The 16,939-nt window shown below is 58.1% G+C and carries 17 protein-coding genes; 4 read left to right on the top strand and 13 right to left on the bottom strand.

Annotated features, from left to right (window positions below; all coding sequences use genetic code 11):
* The first annotated feature begins 121 nt into the window (after positions 1 to 121).
* Together nrdD and nrdG are read left to right on the top strand one after the other, a co-directional pair.
* On the top strand, positions 122 to 2,260 hold the full coding sequence (gene nrdD / locus ACQG2Q_RS02470; RefSeq protein WP_022646868.1) for an anaerobic ribonucleoside-triphosphate reductase: 2,139 nt from the start codon (positions 122 to 124) through the stop codon (positions 2,258 to 2,260).
* 105 nt (positions 2,261 to 2,365) lie between these two features.
* A complete protein-coding gene (nrdG, locus tag ACQG2Q_RS02465) occupies positions 2,366 to 2,830 on the top strand; it encodes an anaerobic ribonucleoside-triphosphate reductase-activating protein (RefSeq protein ID WP_022646867.1) in 465 nt (154 codons plus the stop codon).
* A gap of 32 nt (positions 2,831 to 2,862) precedes the next feature.
* Here nrdG and ACQG2Q_RS02460 read toward each other — a convergent pair whose 3' ends face one another.
* The 12 genes from ACQG2Q_RS02460 to pmbA form a co-directional block, all read right to left on the bottom strand.
* Positions 2,863 to 4,773, bottom strand: a complete 1,911-nt coding sequence (locus ACQG2Q_RS02460) for a BglG family transcription antiterminator (RefSeq protein WP_063849840.1) — start codon at positions 4,771 to 4,773, stop codon at positions 2,863 to 2,865.
* Between the two features lie 19 nt (positions 4,774 to 4,792).
* The gene (locus ACQG2Q_RS02455) at positions 4,793 to 5,929 is read right to left on the bottom strand and encodes a lactonase family protein (protein WP_063849839.1); all 1,137 of its coding nucleotides are present in this window, start codon (positions 5,927 to 5,929) and stop codon (positions 4,793 to 4,795) included.
* 119 nt (positions 5,930 to 6,048) lie between these two features.
* Positions 6,049 to 6,789 (bottom strand): 2-dehydro-3-deoxy-phosphogluconate aldolase, encoded by a 741-nt coding sequence (gene dagF, locus ACQG2Q_RS02450; protein ID WP_023299185.1) that lies wholly within the window; start codon positions 6,787 to 6,789, stop codon positions 6,049 to 6,051.
* The gene (locus ACQG2Q_RS02445; RefSeq protein WP_063849838.1) at positions 6,786 to 7,904 is read right to left on the bottom strand and encodes a DgaE family pyridoxal phosphate-dependent ammonia lyase; all 1,119 of its coding nucleotides are present in this window, start codon (positions 7,902 to 7,904) and stop codon (positions 6,786 to 6,788) included. The genes dagF and ACQG2Q_RS02445 overlap by 4 nt, the downstream gene beginning before the upstream one ends.
* The gene (locus tag ACQG2Q_RS02440; RefSeq protein ID WP_022646862.1) at positions 7,888 to 9,021 is read right to left on the bottom strand and encodes an amidohydrolase/deacetylase family metallohydrolase; all 1,134 of its coding nucleotides are present in this window, start codon (positions 9,019 to 9,021) and stop codon (positions 7,888 to 7,890) included. The genes ACQG2Q_RS02445 and ACQG2Q_RS02440 overlap by 17 nt, the downstream gene beginning before the upstream one ends.
* A 42-nt stretch (positions 9,022 to 9,063) precedes the next feature.
* Positions 9,064 to 9,705 carry a DUF4310 family protein gene (locus ACQG2Q_RS02435; RefSeq protein ID WP_003856081.1) on the bottom strand — a complete coding sequence of 214 codons (642 nt, stop codon included), beginning with the start codon at positions 9,703 to 9,705 and terminating at the stop codon, positions 9,064 to 9,066.
* Between the two features lie 13 nt (positions 9,706 to 9,718).
* Positions 9,719 to 10,495, bottom strand: coding sequence for a DUF4311 domain-containing protein (locus ACQG2Q_RS02430; protein ID WP_006810337.1), 777 nt, complete (start codon positions 10,493 to 10,495; stop codon positions 9,719 to 9,721).
* Between the two features lie 22 nt (positions 10,496 to 10,517).
* On the bottom strand, positions 10,518 to 10,817 hold the full coding sequence (locus ACQG2Q_RS02425; RefSeq protein ID WP_006810338.1) for a DUF4312 family protein: 300 nt from the start codon (positions 10,815 to 10,817) through the stop codon (positions 10,518 to 10,520).
* Positions 10,818 to 10,819: 2 nt separating this feature from the next.
* Positions 10,820 to 11,182, bottom strand: a complete 363-nt coding sequence (locus tag ACQG2Q_RS02420) for an SFCGS family glycine-rich protein (RefSeq protein ID WP_006810339.1) — start codon at positions 11,180 to 11,182, stop codon at positions 10,820 to 10,822.
* A 10-nt stretch (positions 11,183 to 11,192) separates the two neighbouring features.
* A complete protein-coding gene (locus ACQG2Q_RS02415; RefSeq protein ID WP_026080657.1) occupies positions 11,193 to 11,531 on the bottom strand; it encodes a PRD domain-containing protein in 339 nt (112 codons plus the stop codon).
* A gap of 310 nt (positions 11,532 to 11,841) precedes the next feature.
* Positions 11,842 to 12,228: a cytochrome b562 gene (gene cybC / locus ACQG2Q_RS02410; protein WP_022646861.1), complete on the bottom strand. Its 387-nt coding sequence runs from the start codon at positions 12,226 to 12,228 to the stop codon at positions 11,842 to 11,844.
* Positions 12,229 to 12,270: 42 nt separating this feature from the next.
* Positions 12,271 to 13,623, bottom strand: coding sequence for a metalloprotease PmbA (gene pmbA / locus ACQG2Q_RS02405; protein WP_063849837.1), 1,353 nt, complete (start codon positions 13,621 to 13,623; stop codon positions 12,271 to 12,273).
* A 95-nt stretch (positions 13,624 to 13,718) separates the two neighbouring features.
* Between pmbA and yjgA the strand changes: the two genes are divergently transcribed.
* Entirely contained in the window at positions 13,719 to 14,270 is a 552-nt protein-coding gene (gene yjgA, locus ACQG2Q_RS02400) for a ribosome biogenesis factor YjgA (protein ID WP_003856072.1), read from the top strand.
* Positions 14,271 to 14,356: 86 nt separating this feature from the next.
* Here yjgA and mpl read toward each other — a convergent pair whose 3' ends face one another.
* Entirely contained in the window at positions 14,357 to 15,730 is a 1,374-nt protein-coding gene (gene mpl / locus ACQG2Q_RS02395) for a UDP-N-acetylmuramate:L-alanyl-gamma-D-glutamyl-meso-diaminopimelate ligase (protein WP_022646859.1), read from the bottom strand.
* Between the two features lie 179 nt (positions 15,731 to 15,909).
* Here mpl and fbp point away from each other — a divergent pair, with 179 nt between their 5' ends.
* On the top strand, positions 15,910 to 16,908 hold the full coding sequence (gene fbp / locus ACQG2Q_RS02390) for a class 1 fructose-bisphosphatase (protein ID WP_022646858.1): 999 nt from the start codon (positions 15,910 to 15,912) through the stop codon (positions 16,906 to 16,908).
* Positions 16,909 to 16,939: the final 31 nt, after the last annotated feature.

Below are 16,939 nucleotides of genomic sequence, written 5' to 3'. Positions count from 1 at the left end.
GCTGGCCGGAATTGTGGATAACACGGGCTGGGCACGCGGGAAGTCTTTGCCGCGGCGAGGAATACGCCAGGTGAATACTTCTCCACCTCTGTGGATAACCTGTTTTTAAAATGGAGTGATCATGACACCGCATGTGATGAAACGTGATGGCTGTAAAGTGCCGTTTAAATCAGAGCGCATCAAAGAAGCCATTCTGCGTGCAGCTAAAGCAGCGGGAGTCGATGACGCAGATTACTGCGCCACCGTCGCAGAAGTCGTTAGCAGCCAGATGCACGAACGCAGCCAGGTGGATATTAACGAGATCCAGACCGCGGTTGAAAACCAGCTGATGTCTGGTCCGTACAAGCAGCTGGCGCGCGCCTACATTGAGTATCGTCACGACCGTGACGTCCAGCGTGAGAAACGCGGTCGCCTGAACCAGGAGATCCGCGGCCTGGTAGAGCAAACCAACTCGTCGCTGCTCAATGAAAATGCCAATAAAGACAGCAAAGTGATCCCGACCCAGCGCGACCTGCTGGCCGGTATCGTCGCCAAGCACTATGCCCGCCAGCACCTGCTGCCGCGCGATGTAGTCTCGGCGCACGAGCGCGGTGAGATCCACTACCACGATCTCGACTACTCGCCGTTCTTCCCGATGTTTAACTGCATGCTGATCGACCTGAAAGGCATGCTGACCCAGGGTTTTAAAATGGGTAACGCCGAGATTGAGCCGCCGAAATCCATCTCCACCGCGACGGCGGTCACGGCGCAGATCATCGCCCAGGTGGCGAGCCACATCTATGGCGGCACCACCATTAACCGCATCGATGAAGTGTTGGCCCCGTTCGTGACCGAGAGCTTCAACAAACACCGTAAAACGGCGGAAGAGTGGCAGATCCCGGACGCCGACGGTTATGCCCGTTCCCGCACCGAGAAAGAGTGCTACGACGCGTTCCAGTCGCTGGAATATGAAGTAAACACGCTGCACACCGCCAACGGCCAGACGCCGTTTGTGACCTTCGGGTTTGGCCTCGGAACCAGCTGGGAATCACGCCTGATCCAGCAGTCTATTCTGCGTAACCGTATCTCCGGCCTCGGTAAAAACCGTAAAACGGCGGTGTTCCCGAAACTGGTGTTCGCCATTCGCGACGGCCTGAACCACAAGTTTGGCGATCCGAACTACGACATCAAACAGCTGGCGCTGGAGTGCGCGAGCAAGCGTATGTACCCGGACATTCTGAACTACGACCAGGTGGTAAAAGTCACAGGTTCGTTTAAAACGCCAATGGGCTGTCGCAGCTTCCTCGGCGTGTACGAGGATGAGAACGGCGAGCAGATCCACGACGGGCGCAACAACCTGGGCGTCATCAGCCTGAACCTGCCGCGCATCGCGCTGGAAGCCAAAGGTAATGAAGCGGCCTTCTGGGCGCTGCTGGATGAACGTTTACAGCTGGCACGTAAGGCGCTGATGACCCGCATCGCCCGCCTTGAAGGGGTGAAAGCCCGCGTCGCGCCAATTCTCTATATGGAAGGGGCCTGCGGCGTGCGCCTGAAGGCGGATGATGATGTGTCGGAGATCTTCAAAAACGGTCGCGCGTCGATCTCTCTCGGCTATATCGGCATTCACGAAACCATTAACGCGCTGTTTGGCGACAAGCACATCTATGACAACGACGCCCTGCGTGAGAAAGGTATCGCGATTGTGCAGCGCCTGCGCGATGCGGTAGACCAGTGGAAAGAGGAAACCGGCTACGGTTTCAGCCTGTACAGCACGCCGAGCGAAAACCTCTGCGATCGCTTCTGCCGTCTGGATACCGCCGAGTTCGGCATCGTGGAAGGGGTGACCGACAAAGGTTACTACACCAACAGCTTCCACCTCGATGTGGAGAAGAAGGTGAACCCGTACGACAAGATCGACTTCGAAGCGGCCTATCCGCCCATCGCGAACGGCGGTTTTATCTGCTACGGCGAGTACCCGAACATTCAGCATAACCTGAAGGCGCTGGAAGACGTGTGGGATTACAGCTATCAGCACGTTCCGTACTACGGAACCAACACGCCAATCGACGAGTGCTACGAGTGCGGCTTTACCGGTGAGTTCGAGTGTACCAGCAAAGGCTTCACCTGCCCTAAATGCGGTAACCACGATGCAGCCCGCGTCTCCGTAACCCGCCGCGTGTGCGGCTACCTCGGCAGCCCGGACGCCCGTCCGTTTAACGCCGGTAAGCAGGAAGAGGTGAAGCGCAGGGTGAAACATCTGGGAAATGGGCAGATCGGGTAATCCGCTGCCACGTTAATGCCCGGTGGCGCTGCGCTTACCGGGCCTACGGACCGCTCTCTTTTGTAGGCCGGGTAAGCGCAGCGCCACCCGGCGTGGTTATTCGCGATGAACTATCACCAGTACTACCCCGTCGACATCGTCAACGGCCCCGGCACCCGCTGCACCCTCTTTGTATCAGGCTGCGTTCACGAGTGCCCCGGCTGCTATAACAAAAGCACCTGGCGCCTGAACTCGGGTATGCCGTTTACCGCTGAGATGGAAGACCGCATCATCAACGACCTGAACGACACGCGCATTAAACGCCAGGGGATCTCGCTCTCCGGCGGCGACCCGCTCCATCCGCAAAACGTGCCGGCGATCCTGAAGCTGGTAAAACGCATCCGCCGCGAGTGCGCGGGAAAAGACATCTGGGTCTGGACGGGTTACAAGCTGGATGAACTGAATGCGCAGCAGAAGGAAGTGGTGGATCTGATTAACGTCCTGGTCGACGGCAAGTTCGTGCAGGATCTAAAAGATCCTATGCTTATCTGGCGCGGCAGCAGCAACCAGGTTGTGCATCATCTGCGTTGAATGAAGGCGGATATCCTCTTTCCGCCTGAACGTCAAAACCGACTCACACTCTCCATTGCCTCAGCCTTAAACGCCGCAAAATCCTCGCACTGGCACAGGCGCGCCATCGCGCGTTCACGCAGGAAAGTGACAAAAATATCGTAAATCGCCATTGCCTCTTCGTACTCGCTTTTGCTGATGGCGAGCAGAAAAATGACATGGGCGGTTTCATCTCCCCACTGAATGCCCTGCGGCGCCAGTACGGTGTAGACCACCGTTTTTTGCGCAAGCAGGCCGAGGGAGTGCGGCAGCGCGATGCCGTCGCCGAGCATAGTGCTGACGATAGCTTCACGCTCGATAACCGATTCCAGAAATTCAGCGCCGACAAAGCCTTCACTTTCAAGCTGCCCACACAGTTCGCGGAACAGCGTTTGCTGGTCGACAGGCTTGTCGAGAATGCGGAAATGGGCCGCGTCGAAGTATTTCTCCAGCATCCACGGACGGGTACGGTCCACCAGCACCAGCTTGCCGATCTGCTCTAACTGATAATCGGTCGGGAACGGGGCGATTATCACCACCGGTTTGGATTTTTCGCTCACGCGAGCGGTGGAGATCACGAAGTCTTCGCCAATGGCATCGGCAAGTTCGTACTCGCGCAGGGTGAGCGTGCGCGTCACCTCAATCTGCGGGTATTTGCGCTGAAGCACCGCCTCAATCATGCGCACCATCGCGTTACCGGCGTCACATACCAGCAGCACGCGCGGCTGACGCTGGTAGCCGATGTTGTAGTGGCGCTCCAGACCGACACCGATATGCAGCACCAGAAAACCAATTTCGTTTTCGCTGATCACATACGGCGTGTATTTGCCCCAGCTCGACACCGCCGCGAGGGTCATATCCCACGCCATCGGGTAGTGCTGCTTGATGTTATCCAGCAGCGGATTGGGGATCATGATTTGATACCGCACGCGGGTAATCATGGTTTTGATGTGCGTGAGCAGATCTGCATGCAGTTGCTCGTCGCTCAACAGGTTGTAGTTATAGTGGGTGTTGATGTAGCGCAGGATATAGTTGACCAGGGCTTCGTCGTCGTCAGCATTAATGGCGCTGGGGGCGATCTCCTGGATCTGCCGCGCCGCAATGTGCACGCACAGCCAGCTCTCTTCCGATGGTGAAAGCGCTTTGCCCGCCAGCTCCTGGATAGCCACGGCGATATCTTTCGCCGCCTCGCGTACGTTCTCTTCCACGTCTTCAGCGTGGAATTCCGGCAGCGGATACCCCTCGCTGATGCGCCGCACCGACACCGCGCAGTACAAGCGCAGGAACAGCTCGCCTTCATCGGTCAGGCGAATGTGATGGCGCGTCAGCGCGTCGTGCAGGACAGGGACCATCTTTTCCGCCACGCCCGCGTTGAGCGCCACGTCGGTCACCAGCGGGTTCAGGCTATCCTGCTGCGCCAGCTCCCACAGGAGGTCGGTCAGGCAGGCGCGGATCGCCATCTCGCTGCCAAACAGCTTCATGCCGTGGCGCGGGCGGGTTTCCAGCGTCAGGTTGTAACGGTGGAACCACTCGCGTACTTCCACCATGTCGCTCTGCAACGTGGCCCGGCTGACGAACCACTCATCGGCCAGATCCTCCAGCTTGATGGAAAAGGCTGACGTCAGAAAACGCACCACCAGATAGTGCACGCGCTCAGGTCCGGTTCGCGGAATACGCAGCGCGCGCGGGTGGGACGACTGCAATTGTTGATAGCGCACCACATCATTGATTTTGAGCTGATAGCCGTTGCCCCGGCTCAAAATGAACTGCGCGCCGTGGCTGGCCAGCAGCGCGTTCAGGGCGGTGATATCCGCCCGGACGGTTCGCGTGGAGACCGACAGCCGCTGCGCCAGCTCGTCCTGCGGCAGCGTCTCGTTTTGCAACAGATCGAAAAGTTGCGCTAAACGTTGGTTCGGAAATCGCACGTCGTTGTCCTCTTACTGCTCAGGGTGAAATGACCATCTGGGATGGGCTGCCGACCGGGGTATAGTCTGGCTCGGCGCTCAGCTTGCCGTCCGGCGCCACGCGGAAACGGGTAATGTTGTCGCTGCGCTGGTTCATGACGTACAGCCATCGCCCCTGCTTATCAAGCGTCAGGGTGCGCGGATAGTCGCCCCGCGTCCAGACATCGTCCTGATGTGTCAGCGTGCCCTCCGCCGTTACGGTAAAGTGCCCGATGCTGTTATGCAAACGGTTAGCGACATACAGCTGTTTCCCGTCGGCGCTTAGCGCCAGCCCGGCGGCAAAACTGGTGCCTTTATAACCGTCCGGCAAGGCTGAAACCGTTTTACCCTCTTTCAGCCTGCCGTTGCTGTCCAGCGCATAATGGGTGAGCGTAGATGCCTCTTCGTTAATCAGCCACAGGGCATCACCTTTCGGCGTAAAGACGAAGTGGCGCGGCCCGGCTCCTTTTGAGGAGGCGCTGATAAACGGCGGATCGTTCGGGGTCAGCTTTCCGGTCTGATCGTCAAAACGGTACTGATAGATGCGATCCAGCCCCAGATCGGTGGAAAAAACGTATTTCCCGCTCGGATCGGCGGCGATCATGTGCGCGTGAGGGCCGTTATGATCGCTGATGGCGAAACTGCCCTCGACGGCAGCTTCCGGCTTTGCCGCGCCCGGTTCGCCTTTGTCCTGATGGGTGTCCGTAGCATCGCCCAGGCTGCCGTCTGCGTTAACGGGCAGCACCGCGATCGATCCGCTGACGTAGTTCGCCACCAGCAAATGTTTGCCGTTCGGCGTCAGGGAAAGATACACCGGCCCCGCGCCGCCGGAGGCCACCTGATTCAGCTCGCTCAGCGCGCCGTTATCGCCTATTCGCAACGCCTGCACCACGCCCTGCTCCACCTCGCTTGCCAGGTAGAGCGTTTTGCCGTCGTGCGAGACGGTAAGCTGCGCAGCGTTCGGGAGTTGGCTCACCAGCGTTTTGTTATCGAGCGCGCCGGTTTGCGGGTCGACGGTAAAACGGTACAGCCCTTCGCCGTTGGGATTATAGGTACCCACCCAGGCGTATTGCGTCTGGGCGACAGCGGCGGTGGCGAGCATTGAGAGTGAAGCGACAAGCAGGGTACGGGTGTGCATGGTGGCTCCTTCGGGTGTGTGCGGTGTGTTTCCCCTCACCCTAACCCTCTTCCCAAAGGGGAGAGGGGACGATTACACCCTCTCCCCTTTGGGGAGAGGGCTGGGGTGAGGGGCAGGTTCTACTTCACCAGCTTCTTCGTCATCTCCAGCAGCGTACGCACATCTTCCGGACGCGTGTCGCCGCTGGCTTTGTCGATAATCGAGCTGTAGATATGCGGGATGATTTTGCTCACGCCCGCGTCCAGGGCGATCTGCAGGATCTCCTCAAAGTTCTCCAGATCGATTCCCCCGGTCGGCTCCAGCCAGAAGTCGTGACGGGCGCAGGCTTCCGCCACCGCTTTATACTCGTCACGGCACTTGAGGCCGCCCATCGGGAAGTACTTGATTGAGCTGCCGCCGAAATCTTTCAGCAGAGCAATCGCGGTTTCCACCGGCACAATGCCGTCCGGCGCGTTGCTGCTCAGCGGGCCGGTGGAAATTTTAACCATGCCGACGGTGCCGGTCGGGGAGACCAGGCCATTGACCACCGACTCATTCTGCCCCAGCAGCGCGCGGCTGGCGGCCACGCCGGTAAAGACCTGATTGACGTGCTGCGGCTGTACCTGGCGGGAGATTTCACTCACCATCGCCGACTGGTTCGGATCGCCTGCGCCCAGCCCCACAGAGAGCGCGTTATCAATCAGTGCCGCGTACTCGCGCATATCCGCGACGGCGCTCGCCACGTCGGGGTAATTTTTGGAGAGCACGCCCACCAGCACATGACCTTCCGCCGCCTCGTAAATGGCGCTGGCGTTGGCTTTCGATCCTGCCAGCACGTTCAGGCAGACGCGGTCACGGTAAAAGTTGGGGGTCAGTTTCATGCTTTTTTCTCCTGTCCTAATACTTCGCTAATACGGCGGTACACGATGTTTAGCTGGTCAGCATTCACGCTGCGCACATCCGCTTCGATAATCCCTTCGTTGGCCTTGTAGCCACGGAAGTAAACGGCGTATTCGCCCTGCTTGAGCGCGTTCACCAGTTCACCGGTGCCGACGCCGGTGGTCGCTTCGTCAAACTTAATCTCGGTGCGCGCGATATCGCGACCCGCGCTGTCCCAGACCACGCGGGCGGTGACGCCGTTCAGGGTGTTGAGCGCGTCAATAAACGGCGTCATCTTCGCCACCATCTCGGCCCCGCTCTCCCTAGTGGCCGTCAGGTAGTGTTCGATGGCGCAGGTCAGGCCAAGAATGCCCTCTTTGCCCACCTTCATCGCGCGGCCAATGCCCGCCGTCTGGCGCTTCACCCACTCAACGTACTGGGTTTTGCCGATCACCAGGCCGCTGGTTGGCCCTTCAATCGCCTTCGCGCCGCTGTAGATCACCAGATCGGCGCCGGATCGGTAATAGGTATGCAGATCTTCTTCCGCCGCGGCGTCAACGATCAGCGGCAGATCGTGTTTACGCGCCACGACCGCCGCCTGCTCGACGCTGAGCATGCTTTTCTGTACGCAGTGGTGCGATTTAATGTAGAGGATAGCCGCTGTACGCGGGGTGATCGCCGCCGCCAGCTGATCGGCAGAGCATTCGTTGGCGTAGCCCGCTTCCACCAGCCTGCCGCCACCCAGCGCTACCATGGTGCCTACCGGCGCGCCAAAGTTAACGTTGTGGCCTTTCGGCAGGACGATCTCGTTGTTCTCAATCGGTGTGACGTGCAGGTTTTCCAGCAGCCAGTCGCTGTCTTTCACCAGTACCGCCGCCACGGACTGGGCAATGCCCGCTGACGCGCAGGAGACCACCGTTGCGCCTTCCACCTCCAGCAACTTCGCGATGTATTCGCCGGTTTTATTGACCAGATCCTTTATCTCGAAATAGTGATTCATGCCGTCCATCGCCGCCTGCACCACTTCCGGGCGCGGCGTGGAGACACCCAGCGCCGTCATGCGGCCAGAGGTGTTGATAACCTGCTTTAAGTTGTACTTCTCATAAATCGAAGGCATGTTCCGTGCTCCCTTGTTCGGTCATGTAGCCCTTGCCCGCGCGGATCGCGGCAAGCGGCACCAGAATGTGTTCAGCCTGCAGGCTGTCGTTTTCAGCATCCGTCAGCACCGTCGGCTGGCGTTTGAGGGTGAACAGCGTCAGATCAGCGTCGAGACCAGGCTGAATGCGGCCTTTGCGCGTCAGGCGCAGGCCGTCTGCGGCGTTGGCGGTGACGCAGTCAATCACCTGCGGCAATGACATGCCGATGGCGAGGAATTTCGACATCACGCTGGCCAGCGAGCCGACCGGGCCGTTGATGCGGTTGCGGCAGTAGATATCCGAGCTGATGGTGTGCGGCAGAATGCCCATCGCGATGGCGCGCTTCGCCACTTCAAAGCTGAAGCTCGCCGTGCCGTGACCGACGTCCAGGCGCACGCCGCGCTTCAGGGCGGAGGTGATGGAGGCGCGCAGCTCGCCGGAGGGCGTCAGAATGCGGTTAGGCTTGCCGTTGTAGCAGTGGGTGATGATGTCGCCGGAGCTCAGCAGTTCGGCAATCTCATCGAGGTTCGGCGGGTTGTTGCCGATGTGCACCATCAGCGGCAGGTCGCCATTCTCTTTTTGAATCGCTTTCGCGCGCTCCAGCGGGGTAATGCCGTTTTCACCGACCACGCTGCTGCTCATGCGCGCCTTCAGGCCGACGATAAAATCCGGGTAGCGCGTCACCGCCTGCTTCACCGCATCAGCATCAATATTGGCCATATTGGCCAGCTCGTTCTGGGCAATCAGCCCCACGCGGGAGATGTTCAGCAGGGCAAACACCTCGGTGGATGCTTTGCGGGTGATGGCGTAAAAATCATCCACGTCGTCGGCCCCGGTACTGCCCGCGTCCACCACGGTGGTGACGCCGGTGGCAATGCCCACGCTGTCCGGCTCGTCGTGGTAAATTGGGGAGTTCGGGTAGCAGTGGACGTGGGAGTCAATCCAGCCCGCGCTGACGAACACGACACCGTTAAGCTCAACCGTTTTACGAGCGGGAGCGTCAATTTGGCCTGTCGCGGCGATCTTCCCGTCCTGAATGGCGATATCGGTCAGGGTATCGTCGGCGAGGCGCGCACGGCGCAGGAGTAGATCAAACATGGGGTTCTCCTGATAAGGCGGGCACCGAAGCGCCCGCAGGTATTAAAGGGCGACCGGGAACAGCCAGCCCAAAATCATTGCGCCGAGGATGGCGCCACCGGTAATCGGCTTCTGCCAGATGTAGAACAGCAGCGCGCCCACCAGGGAACCGACGCCGATTGGAATGGAGGCGGTCATGGCGCTGAGGATAATCAACGGCCCGAGGAAGCGGCCGGAGGCGTTACCCGCGCCCATCATCACGTCTGCACCGTAGGTGGAGTTACTCTGGTTGATGGTGAACTTACGCGCCAGGATGATGACGTAGCCAATCGCCAGACCAATCACCAGGCCGGTAATCAGCGAGGCAATAAAGTTGGTCACCGGGAACATGATCCCCGCGCCCAGCAGCAGCGCCGGTACGCCGAGGCCCACGCCGGTCTGGATCGCCCCGCCGATGTCGAGAATCCCGACCAGCGACCCTTCGATGATACGGGCGAACAGGAAGCTTGCGCCGAACGCCGCCACCGCGCCGTAAACGCCGGTATCGATTCCCGCTTTCAGCATCGCCACGAAGGCCACTTCGTTAAACGCGCCGATACCGTAGAGGTAGTACATGTGCGTCCCGGCGAAGACGCCGGAGGAGAGCAGGCCAACGAAGATCGGGAACGACCAGTCGGCATACCAAAAACCTTTATTCTGTTCCATTTAGAGGCTCCTGTTATTTACCGCTGAGCGAGTTGTGGATCATGTCGAGCCAGTTCGGCACGGTCAGATGGAAGGATTCGATCATCTTCATGTCGAAGCCGCGGAAGAAGCCGCTCAGCACAAACAGCAGGACGATCGCCGCCATCATCACTTTGGTGACGTGGTTCCAGCCGCTCTCTTCCACGCCTTTACCGATCAGGATCCCCAGCACCAGACCCGGCACGGCGTTACCCATGATCAGCTGCGCTGCGCCGCCAAAGATGGTGGCCCAGAAGCCCGATTTTTTACCCGCGTCGATGGCTGCCAGCCAGAAGATCACCGGCATCACGGTGTTGACCAGCAGGTTCGCGGCAGGCACCAGCACCTTCACGGCGGTGACCTGAAGCGCAGCCGGAACGGAGGAGGCGGTCAGGTTAAGGAAGGTCACGACAATCATGCCGATAATGCCGCAGGCAATCGCCATTTTGCGCGGGTCATGCAGCGTTTCACCGACGTTACGGTTTTTGATCATCAGTGCAGCAGCACCCCAGTTCGGGATGATGCGGTGGTCAACGTCCTGTGTGAAGGCACCTGCGGCCACGGAAGAGGCCCAGGCGTTAAAGAAGAAACCTAACCCAAAGGAGAAGTGGGACGCCGGATCCCCTTCACAGGAGTTCAGTTCCCCCAATGTACGAAACGCGCCCATACCCTGAGTGGTAGGCGCATGAAACATGCGTGCAGCCCCGGCTCCAACACCGACGCCAACCAGGCCGCCAATGATGAGCGATTTTATTAATATAATTAAGAACATCAGTCTGCCCTTTTATGAATAATCAGCGTTGCGTGACGAAATCCACCTGGTCGAGATTGATGGCGGTCACGTTGACGGTCACATCCAGCTCCACGCTGTAGGTGCGTCTTTCCCGACGCAGAAAGAAGAACAAAAACGCTTCTTTTCGCACCGCTTCTTGCGCCTGAACAACCTGCACATCCTGTGGCTCAATACGCAGTAAGATATGCGGTGAGGCTTTCATCACCGCGGCCTGTACGTGGTTGAGGGCGTCGGCAAAGGCGCGCGCTTTGGCATCGCCCTTCCCCTTCACTCTCACCGTGGTCGTGAACTGTTCTTTCATGCTTACGCGCCGTATTTCTTCTGCCACGCCTGTACCAGACGCTCGCCCAGCTCTTCTTTATCCATAAAGCCAAAGCCCAGCACGTTGCAGCCTTCGTTGATAGCGGTCACCCCCTCATCCACGGAGCGCATGCCGTATTTGGCCTTGTAGCCGTATTTGGTCTGGGCGGTGATGGCACCCGCGCCGCCGCTGCCGCAGAACGAGATCCCGAAGGTGGCGTTTTCTGCTTTCATCACGTCACCGAGCTTCATATCCGCTGCCATGCCCGGTACGACAACCGCGCGTCCGCCGGCTTTTTCCACACCCGCAGCCACTTTCTGACCTTTACCCAGGCGATCGCCAATCACGACTGTAATCTGTTCCATGTGTTGCTCCTTAAAGGTTGTCTTTCGCGACTTCGAAGTGAACGGAGAGCAGCCAGGCTTCTTCATCAGGAAGATTGCCAAACTGCGCTACCACTTCACGGGCAAGTTGCATTGAATCTGGTGAAATTTCGTCGAACAGCTCTGCTTCAACCTCCGGCAGCGGCTCGCCGGTCACAGACCGGTGCGCCATTGCGCGAACGTGGGAGGTCAGCATCTGCTCCTGTACCGCGTTGGGGATGATGTTGTGCCGGGCCAGCAGGGCGTAGACCTGCTGAAGCATGGTGTTCGCGAGCTGTTCTGTTTGCACCGCCTGTTCCCCAACGTCGTTCATTACCGCTCCGTTAATCACTCGTCTTACCCCGTTAATGGCTCTGGAATAAAACTAACGTCGAGGGGGCGTTGTTTGTAGCGAGTTGTTTTCCACTTCGAAGTGGAAAGGCGAGCCGCGGCAGTGATCTGTGCCACATAAATGCGGTGAATCTGGATTAATCGCTGGATTTACGTGATGAATATCACGCTATTACGCGGCACTAAACAGGTAAGCGGAGTGGAAAAGATTACGAGCAGGCTCGTAGAAATGTGACGTGGATAAGGTTTTCTTATGGGGAGGGAGAAGAGTGTGAGCGGGGATGCTTAACGCGCCCCGCTCATCCAGACTATCAACGATACTTTTTGTGATACGCGTTGCGGGTCGCCGCAAACTGGTCGGCTGCCGCCTGGGCTTCCTTCACTTTGCCTTCGTTAGCCAGCTTCAGCGCGCCGTCGATCTGGCCGACCAGCACGTCAAAACCGTGGCGGTAGTCTTTCATCTCGGCGCTGTCCGCCGCTTTGCTTTCCAGCTTCGGCGGCGTCGCTTTTTGCGCATCCAGCGCCGCTTCACGCATTTTGGTCAGTGCGTCTTTCATCTCCGCCGCATCGTCGGTTTTCTGCACCACCTTCAGGTTTTGACTGAGGATGTCCATGTTGTCTTCAAGATCGGCAGCAAACGCAGATGAACCAAGAACCAGCGTTGAAGCCGCGACGATCGCTAACAGGTGTTTACGCATTGCTCACTTCCTTTTTTATTATAAATCACGCTTTTACGGGGATTATTGCCCGGCGATTTTCATCTCCGGCAGTAATACAGAACCACACTGAATATTGCTGCGTGTTTCAATATCGTTACCGACCGTAACAATATTGCGCCACATGTCCTTGAGGTTGCCGGCGATGGTGATTTCGCTCACCGGATACTGAATTTCACCGTTTTCCACCCAGAAGCCCGCTGCGCCGCGAGAGTAGTCGCCGGTGATACCGCTCACGCCCTGCCCCATCAGCTCGGTGACCACCAGACCGGTGCCCATCTCTTTCAGCATCTGTTCAAAATTCAGGCCCTGCCCGGCAATGCGCCAGTTATGAATGCCGCCCGCGTGCCCGGTGCTTTTCAGCCCCAGCTTACGCGCGGAGTAGTTGGTCAGCAGCCACTGGGTCAGAATGCCGTCTTTAACGATATCCCGGCGCTCCGTGCGCACGCCTTCGCTGTCGAACGGCGTGGAGGCCAGCCCTTTCAGCAGGTGCGGGTGCTCTTCGATGGTCAGCCATTCCGGCAGGATCTGCTTGCCCAGCGAGTCGAGCAGAAAGGTCGATTTACGGTACACCGAACCACCCGCAATCGCCCCCACCAGATGACCAAACAGACCGGTTGCCACTTCGTTGGCAAAAATGACCGGGGCTTTCATGGTAGAGAGTTTACGCGGCGAGAGGCGTGACAGCGTACGTTCGGCGCACTCTTTTCCCACCCACTCCGGAGACTGCAAATCCCCCAGCGCGCGGCCAATGGTATACGCGTAATCACGCTCCATATCGCCGTTCTCTTCGGCGATCACGCAGCTGGAAAGCGAGTGGCGGGTTGAGCAGTACCCCTGCAACATGCCATGGGAGTTACCAAACACTTTGATGCCGTAGTGGCTGTTAAAGCTGCCGCCTTCGGTATTGGTGATGCGTTTGTCAGCCTGCAAAGAGGCCTGCTCGGCGCGCGAGGCCAGCTCAATGGCCTCATCCGGGGTCACTTCCGCCGGATGGAACAGATCGAGATCCAGCGCGTCAAACGCCAGCAGCTCTTTATCAGCCACGCCAGCGTAAGGATCCGGGGAGGTGTACCGCGCGATATCCAGCGCCGCCTGCACTGTACGGGCGATGGCATCCGGGCTGAGATCGGTAGACGACGCGCTGCCTTTGCGATTCTGGTGATACACCGTGATCCCCAGCGCGCCATCGCTGTTAAATTCTACATTCTCCACTTCGCCATAGCGGGTGCTCACGCTAATACCGGTGGTTTTGCTGACCGCCACTTCGGCGCCATCTGATTTACCTGAAGCGAGCATCAGCGCGGTGGAGACGGCTTCTTCCAGGATCTTACGCTGCGCTTCAACTTGTGAGGTTACTTTCATCGCAAATGCCATACTGTAAGAGAGAGTTAAGTGAAGTCTAACAGAGAACCGTTTTTCAGTGCGCGTCTTAACTGGTAACATTAGCCTCTTTTTTTAAGGAGCCTGACATGACTAAGCAGCCCGAAGACTGGCTCGACGACGTTCCCGGTGATGACATCGAAGACGAAGATGATGAGATCATCTGGGTCAGTAAAAGTGAAATTAAACGTGACGCCGAAGAGTTAAAACAGCTTGGCGCAGAAATGGTAGAACTGGGTAAGAACGCGCTGGATAAGATCCCGCTCGACCAGGATCTGCGTGATGCCATTGAACTGGCACAGAAAATCAAGAAAGAAGGGCGTCGCCGCCAGCTTCAGCTTATCGGGAAACTGCTGCGTCAGCGCGATGTTGAGCCGATCCGTCAGGCGCTGGATAAACTTAAGAACCGCCACAACCAGCAGGTTGCGCTGTTCCATAAGCTGGAGCAGATCCGCGACCGTCTGATCGAGCAAGGTGATGACGCGGTACCTGAAGTGCTGAACCTGTGGCCGAATGCCGACCGCCAGCAGCTGCGTTCTTTGATCCGTAACGCGAAGAAAGAGAAAGAAGGGAATAAGCCGCCGAAGTCTGCGCGTCTGATTTTCCAGTATCTGCGCGAGCTGTCTGAGAACGAAGAGTAAACCCCTCACCCCAGCCCTCTCTCCAAAGGGGAGAGGGAGAAGAGATAATGTAGGCCCGGGAAGCGCTAACGCCACCGGGCCTTTTTTTACTCTGCGGCCGCGGCTTTCTTCGCCAGACCGTCCAGCAGCTTCTGATGGATCCCACCAAACCCGCCGTTGCTCATCACTAGAATGTGATCGCCAGGCTGTGCGGCTTTCACCACCATATCCGCTAAGACATCCACGTCCGCACTCCAGTGCGCTGGCTGAATGCAGGCGTCGGCCACTTCGGCCACCTGCCACGGAATATGCTGCGGTTGCAGGAGGAAGACCTCGTCGGCACGCCCTAAGGACGGCGCGAGATCGTCTTTGCATATCCCCATTTTCATGGTGTTCGAACGCGGTTCCAGCACGGCCAGAATGCGCGCGGTGCCGCCAACTTTGCCACGCAATGCGGCAAGCGTCGCCAGAATGGCGGTTGGGTGGTGCGCGAAATCGTCGTACACCGTCACGCCATTCGCTTCACCACGCAGCTCCAGACGGCGGCGGGCGTTAATGAACGAACCCAGCGCATTGGCGGCATCCGCAGGCAGTACGCCCACGTGACGCGCCGCGGCGATCGCCATCAGGCCGTTGTGCATATTGTGCTCGCCCACCAGGCCCCACTTCACTTCGCCCACTTTTTCGCCGTCGAGCAGCACTTCCCATTCGGAAGCATCCGCGTTGAGCTTTTTCGCCTGCCAGTGCCCCTGCTCGCCAACCAGCTCCTGCTCGCTCCAGCACCCCATCGCCATAGTCTGCTTCAGGTTGATGTCGTTCTCCGGCAGGATAATGCGGCCCTGACCCGGAACAATGCGCACCAGATGGTGGAACTGTTTCTGAATCGCTTTCAGGTCGTCAAAGATATCCGCGTGATCGAACTCAAGGTTGTTGAGGATCAGCGTGCGTGGGCAGTAATGCACGAACTTGGAGCGCTTGTCGAAGAATGCGCAGTCGTATTCATCCGCTTCAATCACAAAGAACGGGCTGTCGCCCAGACGCGCGGAGACGTCGAAATTCCCCGGCACGCCGCCGATCACGAACCCCGGCTTGTAGCCGCAGGCTTCGAGGATCCAGGTCGCCATACCGGCGGTGGTGGTTTTGCCGTGCGTCCCGGCAACGGCGACAACCCAGCGGTCGCGCAGGACAAAGTCATGCAGCCACTGCGGGCCAGACATGTACGGGATATTGCGTTCCAGCACCGCTTCAACGCATGGATTCCCACGGGTCATGGCGTTACCAACGATCACCAGATCCGGCTGCGGCTCGAGCTGGCTGGCGTCATATCCCTGAATCAGAGAAATCCCCTGCTTCTCCAGCAGCGTGCTCATCGGCGGATACACATTGGCGTCCGAACCTGTCACTTCATGGCCCAGCGAGCGCGCCAGCATTGCCAGTCCGCCCATGAAAGTGCCACAAATCCCCAATATATGAATGCGCATACGTCACTATCCTTCTTCAATGTGGCGCACATTTTACTCACATGTCAGCGGCTGTGAAACGCATTTCAGGTAAATCCGTATTTTGCTGGCGCGATTCACCTCTGCGCTAATATTTGAATGTTTGTTAAGATTGTTGGACATCAACCGCTTTACTCAACATAAGATGCAGGGAAAGTGTTATGAAAACGTTAGGTGAATTTATTGTCGAAAAGCAGCACGAGTTCTCTCATGCTACGGGTGAGCTCACTGCTTTGCTGTCGGCAATAAAGCTGGGCGCTAAGATCATCCACCGCGATATCAACAAGGCCGGTCTGGTCGATATCCTGGGTGCCAGCGGTGCCGAGAACGTTCAGGGTGAGGTTCAGCAGAAACTCGACCTGTTCGCCAATGAAAAACTGAAAGCAGCACTGCGCGCGCGCGACATCGTTGCGGGTATCGCCTCTGAAGAAGAAGATGAGATCGTCGTATTCGAAGGGTGTGAACACGCAAAATACGTTGTTCTGATGGATCCGCTGGACGGCTCCTCCAACATCGACGTTAACGTTTCTGTCGGTACCATTTTCTCCATCTACCGTCGCGTCACCCCGGTTGGCACACCGGTGACGGAAGAAGACTTCCTGCAGCCGGGCAGCAAGCAGGTTGCTGCCGGTTACGTGGTGTATGGCTCATCCACCATGCTGGTGTACACCACCGGCTGCGGCGTGCACGCCTTTACCTACGATCCGTCGCTGGGCGTTTTCTGTCTGAGCCAGGAGCGCATGCGCTTCCCGGAGAAGGGCAATACCTACTCCATCAACGAAGGCAACTACATCCGATTCCCGAATGGCGTGAAGAAGTACATCAAATTCTGCCAGGAAGAGGATAAAGCCACCCAGCGCCCGTACACCTCGCGCTATATCGGCTCGCTGGTGGCGGATTTCCACCGTAACCTGCTGAAGGGCGGTATTTACCTCTACCCAAGCACCGCCAGCCACCCGGACGGAAAACTGCGTCTGCTGTACGAGTGCAACCCGATGGCATTCCTGGCCGAACAGGCAGGCGGCAAAGCGAGTGACGGTAAAGAGCGTATTCTGGATATCGTGCCGGAAAGCCTGCACCAGCGCCGTTCGTTCTTTGTCGGCAACGACCACATGGTGGAAGACGTTGAACGCATGATCCGCGAATTCCCGGACGCGTAACGCGTAAATAGGGGAGCCCGACAGGCTCCCC

The organism is Enterobacter cloacae complex sp. 370H10, from assembly GCF_050031535.1.
In the GTDB taxonomy this organism is placed as follows: Bacteria; Pseudomonadota; Gammaproteobacteria; order Enterobacterales; family Enterobacteriaceae; genus Enterobacter; species Enterobacter intestinihominis.
This window is presented reverse-complemented; position numbering and strand designations above follow the sequence as displayed.

Coding starts and splice junctions, on each gene's coding strand:
- ACQG2Q_RS02425 (WP_006810338.1), bottom strand. CDS start 10,817: ATGAAAGAACAGTTCACGACCACGGTGAGAGTGAAGGGGAAGGGCGAT.
- ACQG2Q_RS02455 (WP_063849839.1), bottom strand. CDS start 5,929: ATGCACACCCGTACCCTGCTTGTCGCTTCACTCTCAATGCTCGCCACC.
- nrdG (WP_022646867.1), top strand. CDS start 2,366: ATGAACTATCACCAGTACTACCCCGTCGACATCGTCAACGGCCCCGGC.
- pmbA (WP_063849837.1), bottom strand. CDS start 13,623: ATGGCATTTGCGATGAAAGTAACCTCACAAGTTGAAGCGCAGCGTAAG.
- mpl (WP_022646859.1), bottom strand. CDS start 15,730: ATGCGCATTCATATATTGGGGATTTGTGGCACTTTCATGGGCGGACTG.
- dagF (WP_023299185.1), bottom strand. CDS start 6,789: ATGAAACTGACCCCCAACTTTTACCGTGACCGCGTCTGCCTGAACGTG.
- ACQG2Q_RS02435 (WP_003856081.1), bottom strand. CDS start 9,705: ATGGAACAGAATAAAGGTTTTTGGTATGCCGACTGGTCGTTCCCGATC.
- nrdD (WP_022646868.1), top strand. CDS start 122: ATGACACCGCATGTGATGAAACGTGATGGCTGTAAAGTGCCGTTTAAA.
- ACQG2Q_RS02420 (WP_006810339.1), bottom strand. CDS start 11,182: ATGGAACAGATTACAGTCGTGATTGGCGATCGCCTGGGTAAAGGTCAG.
- ACQG2Q_RS02440 (WP_022646862.1), bottom strand. CDS start 9,021: ATGTTTGATCTACTCCTGCGCCGTGCGCGCCTCGCCGACGATACCCTG.
- ACQG2Q_RS02445 (WP_063849838.1), bottom strand. CDS start 7,904: ATGCCTTCGATTTATGAGAAGTACAACTTAAAGCAGGTTATCAACACC.
- cybC (WP_022646861.1), bottom strand. CDS start 12,228: ATGCGTAAACACCTGTTAGCGATCGTCGCGGCTTCAACGCTGGTTCTT.
- ACQG2Q_RS02430 (WP_006810337.1), bottom strand. CDS start 10,495: ATGTTCTTAATTATATTAATAAAATCGCTCATCATTGGCGGCCTGGTT.
- yjgA (WP_003856072.1), top strand. CDS start 13,719: ATGACTAAGCAGCCCGAAGACTGGCTCGACGACGTTCCCGGTGATGAC.
- fbp (WP_022646858.1), top strand. CDS start 15,910: ATGAAAACGTTAGGTGAATTTATTGTCGAAAAGCAGCACGAGTTCTCT.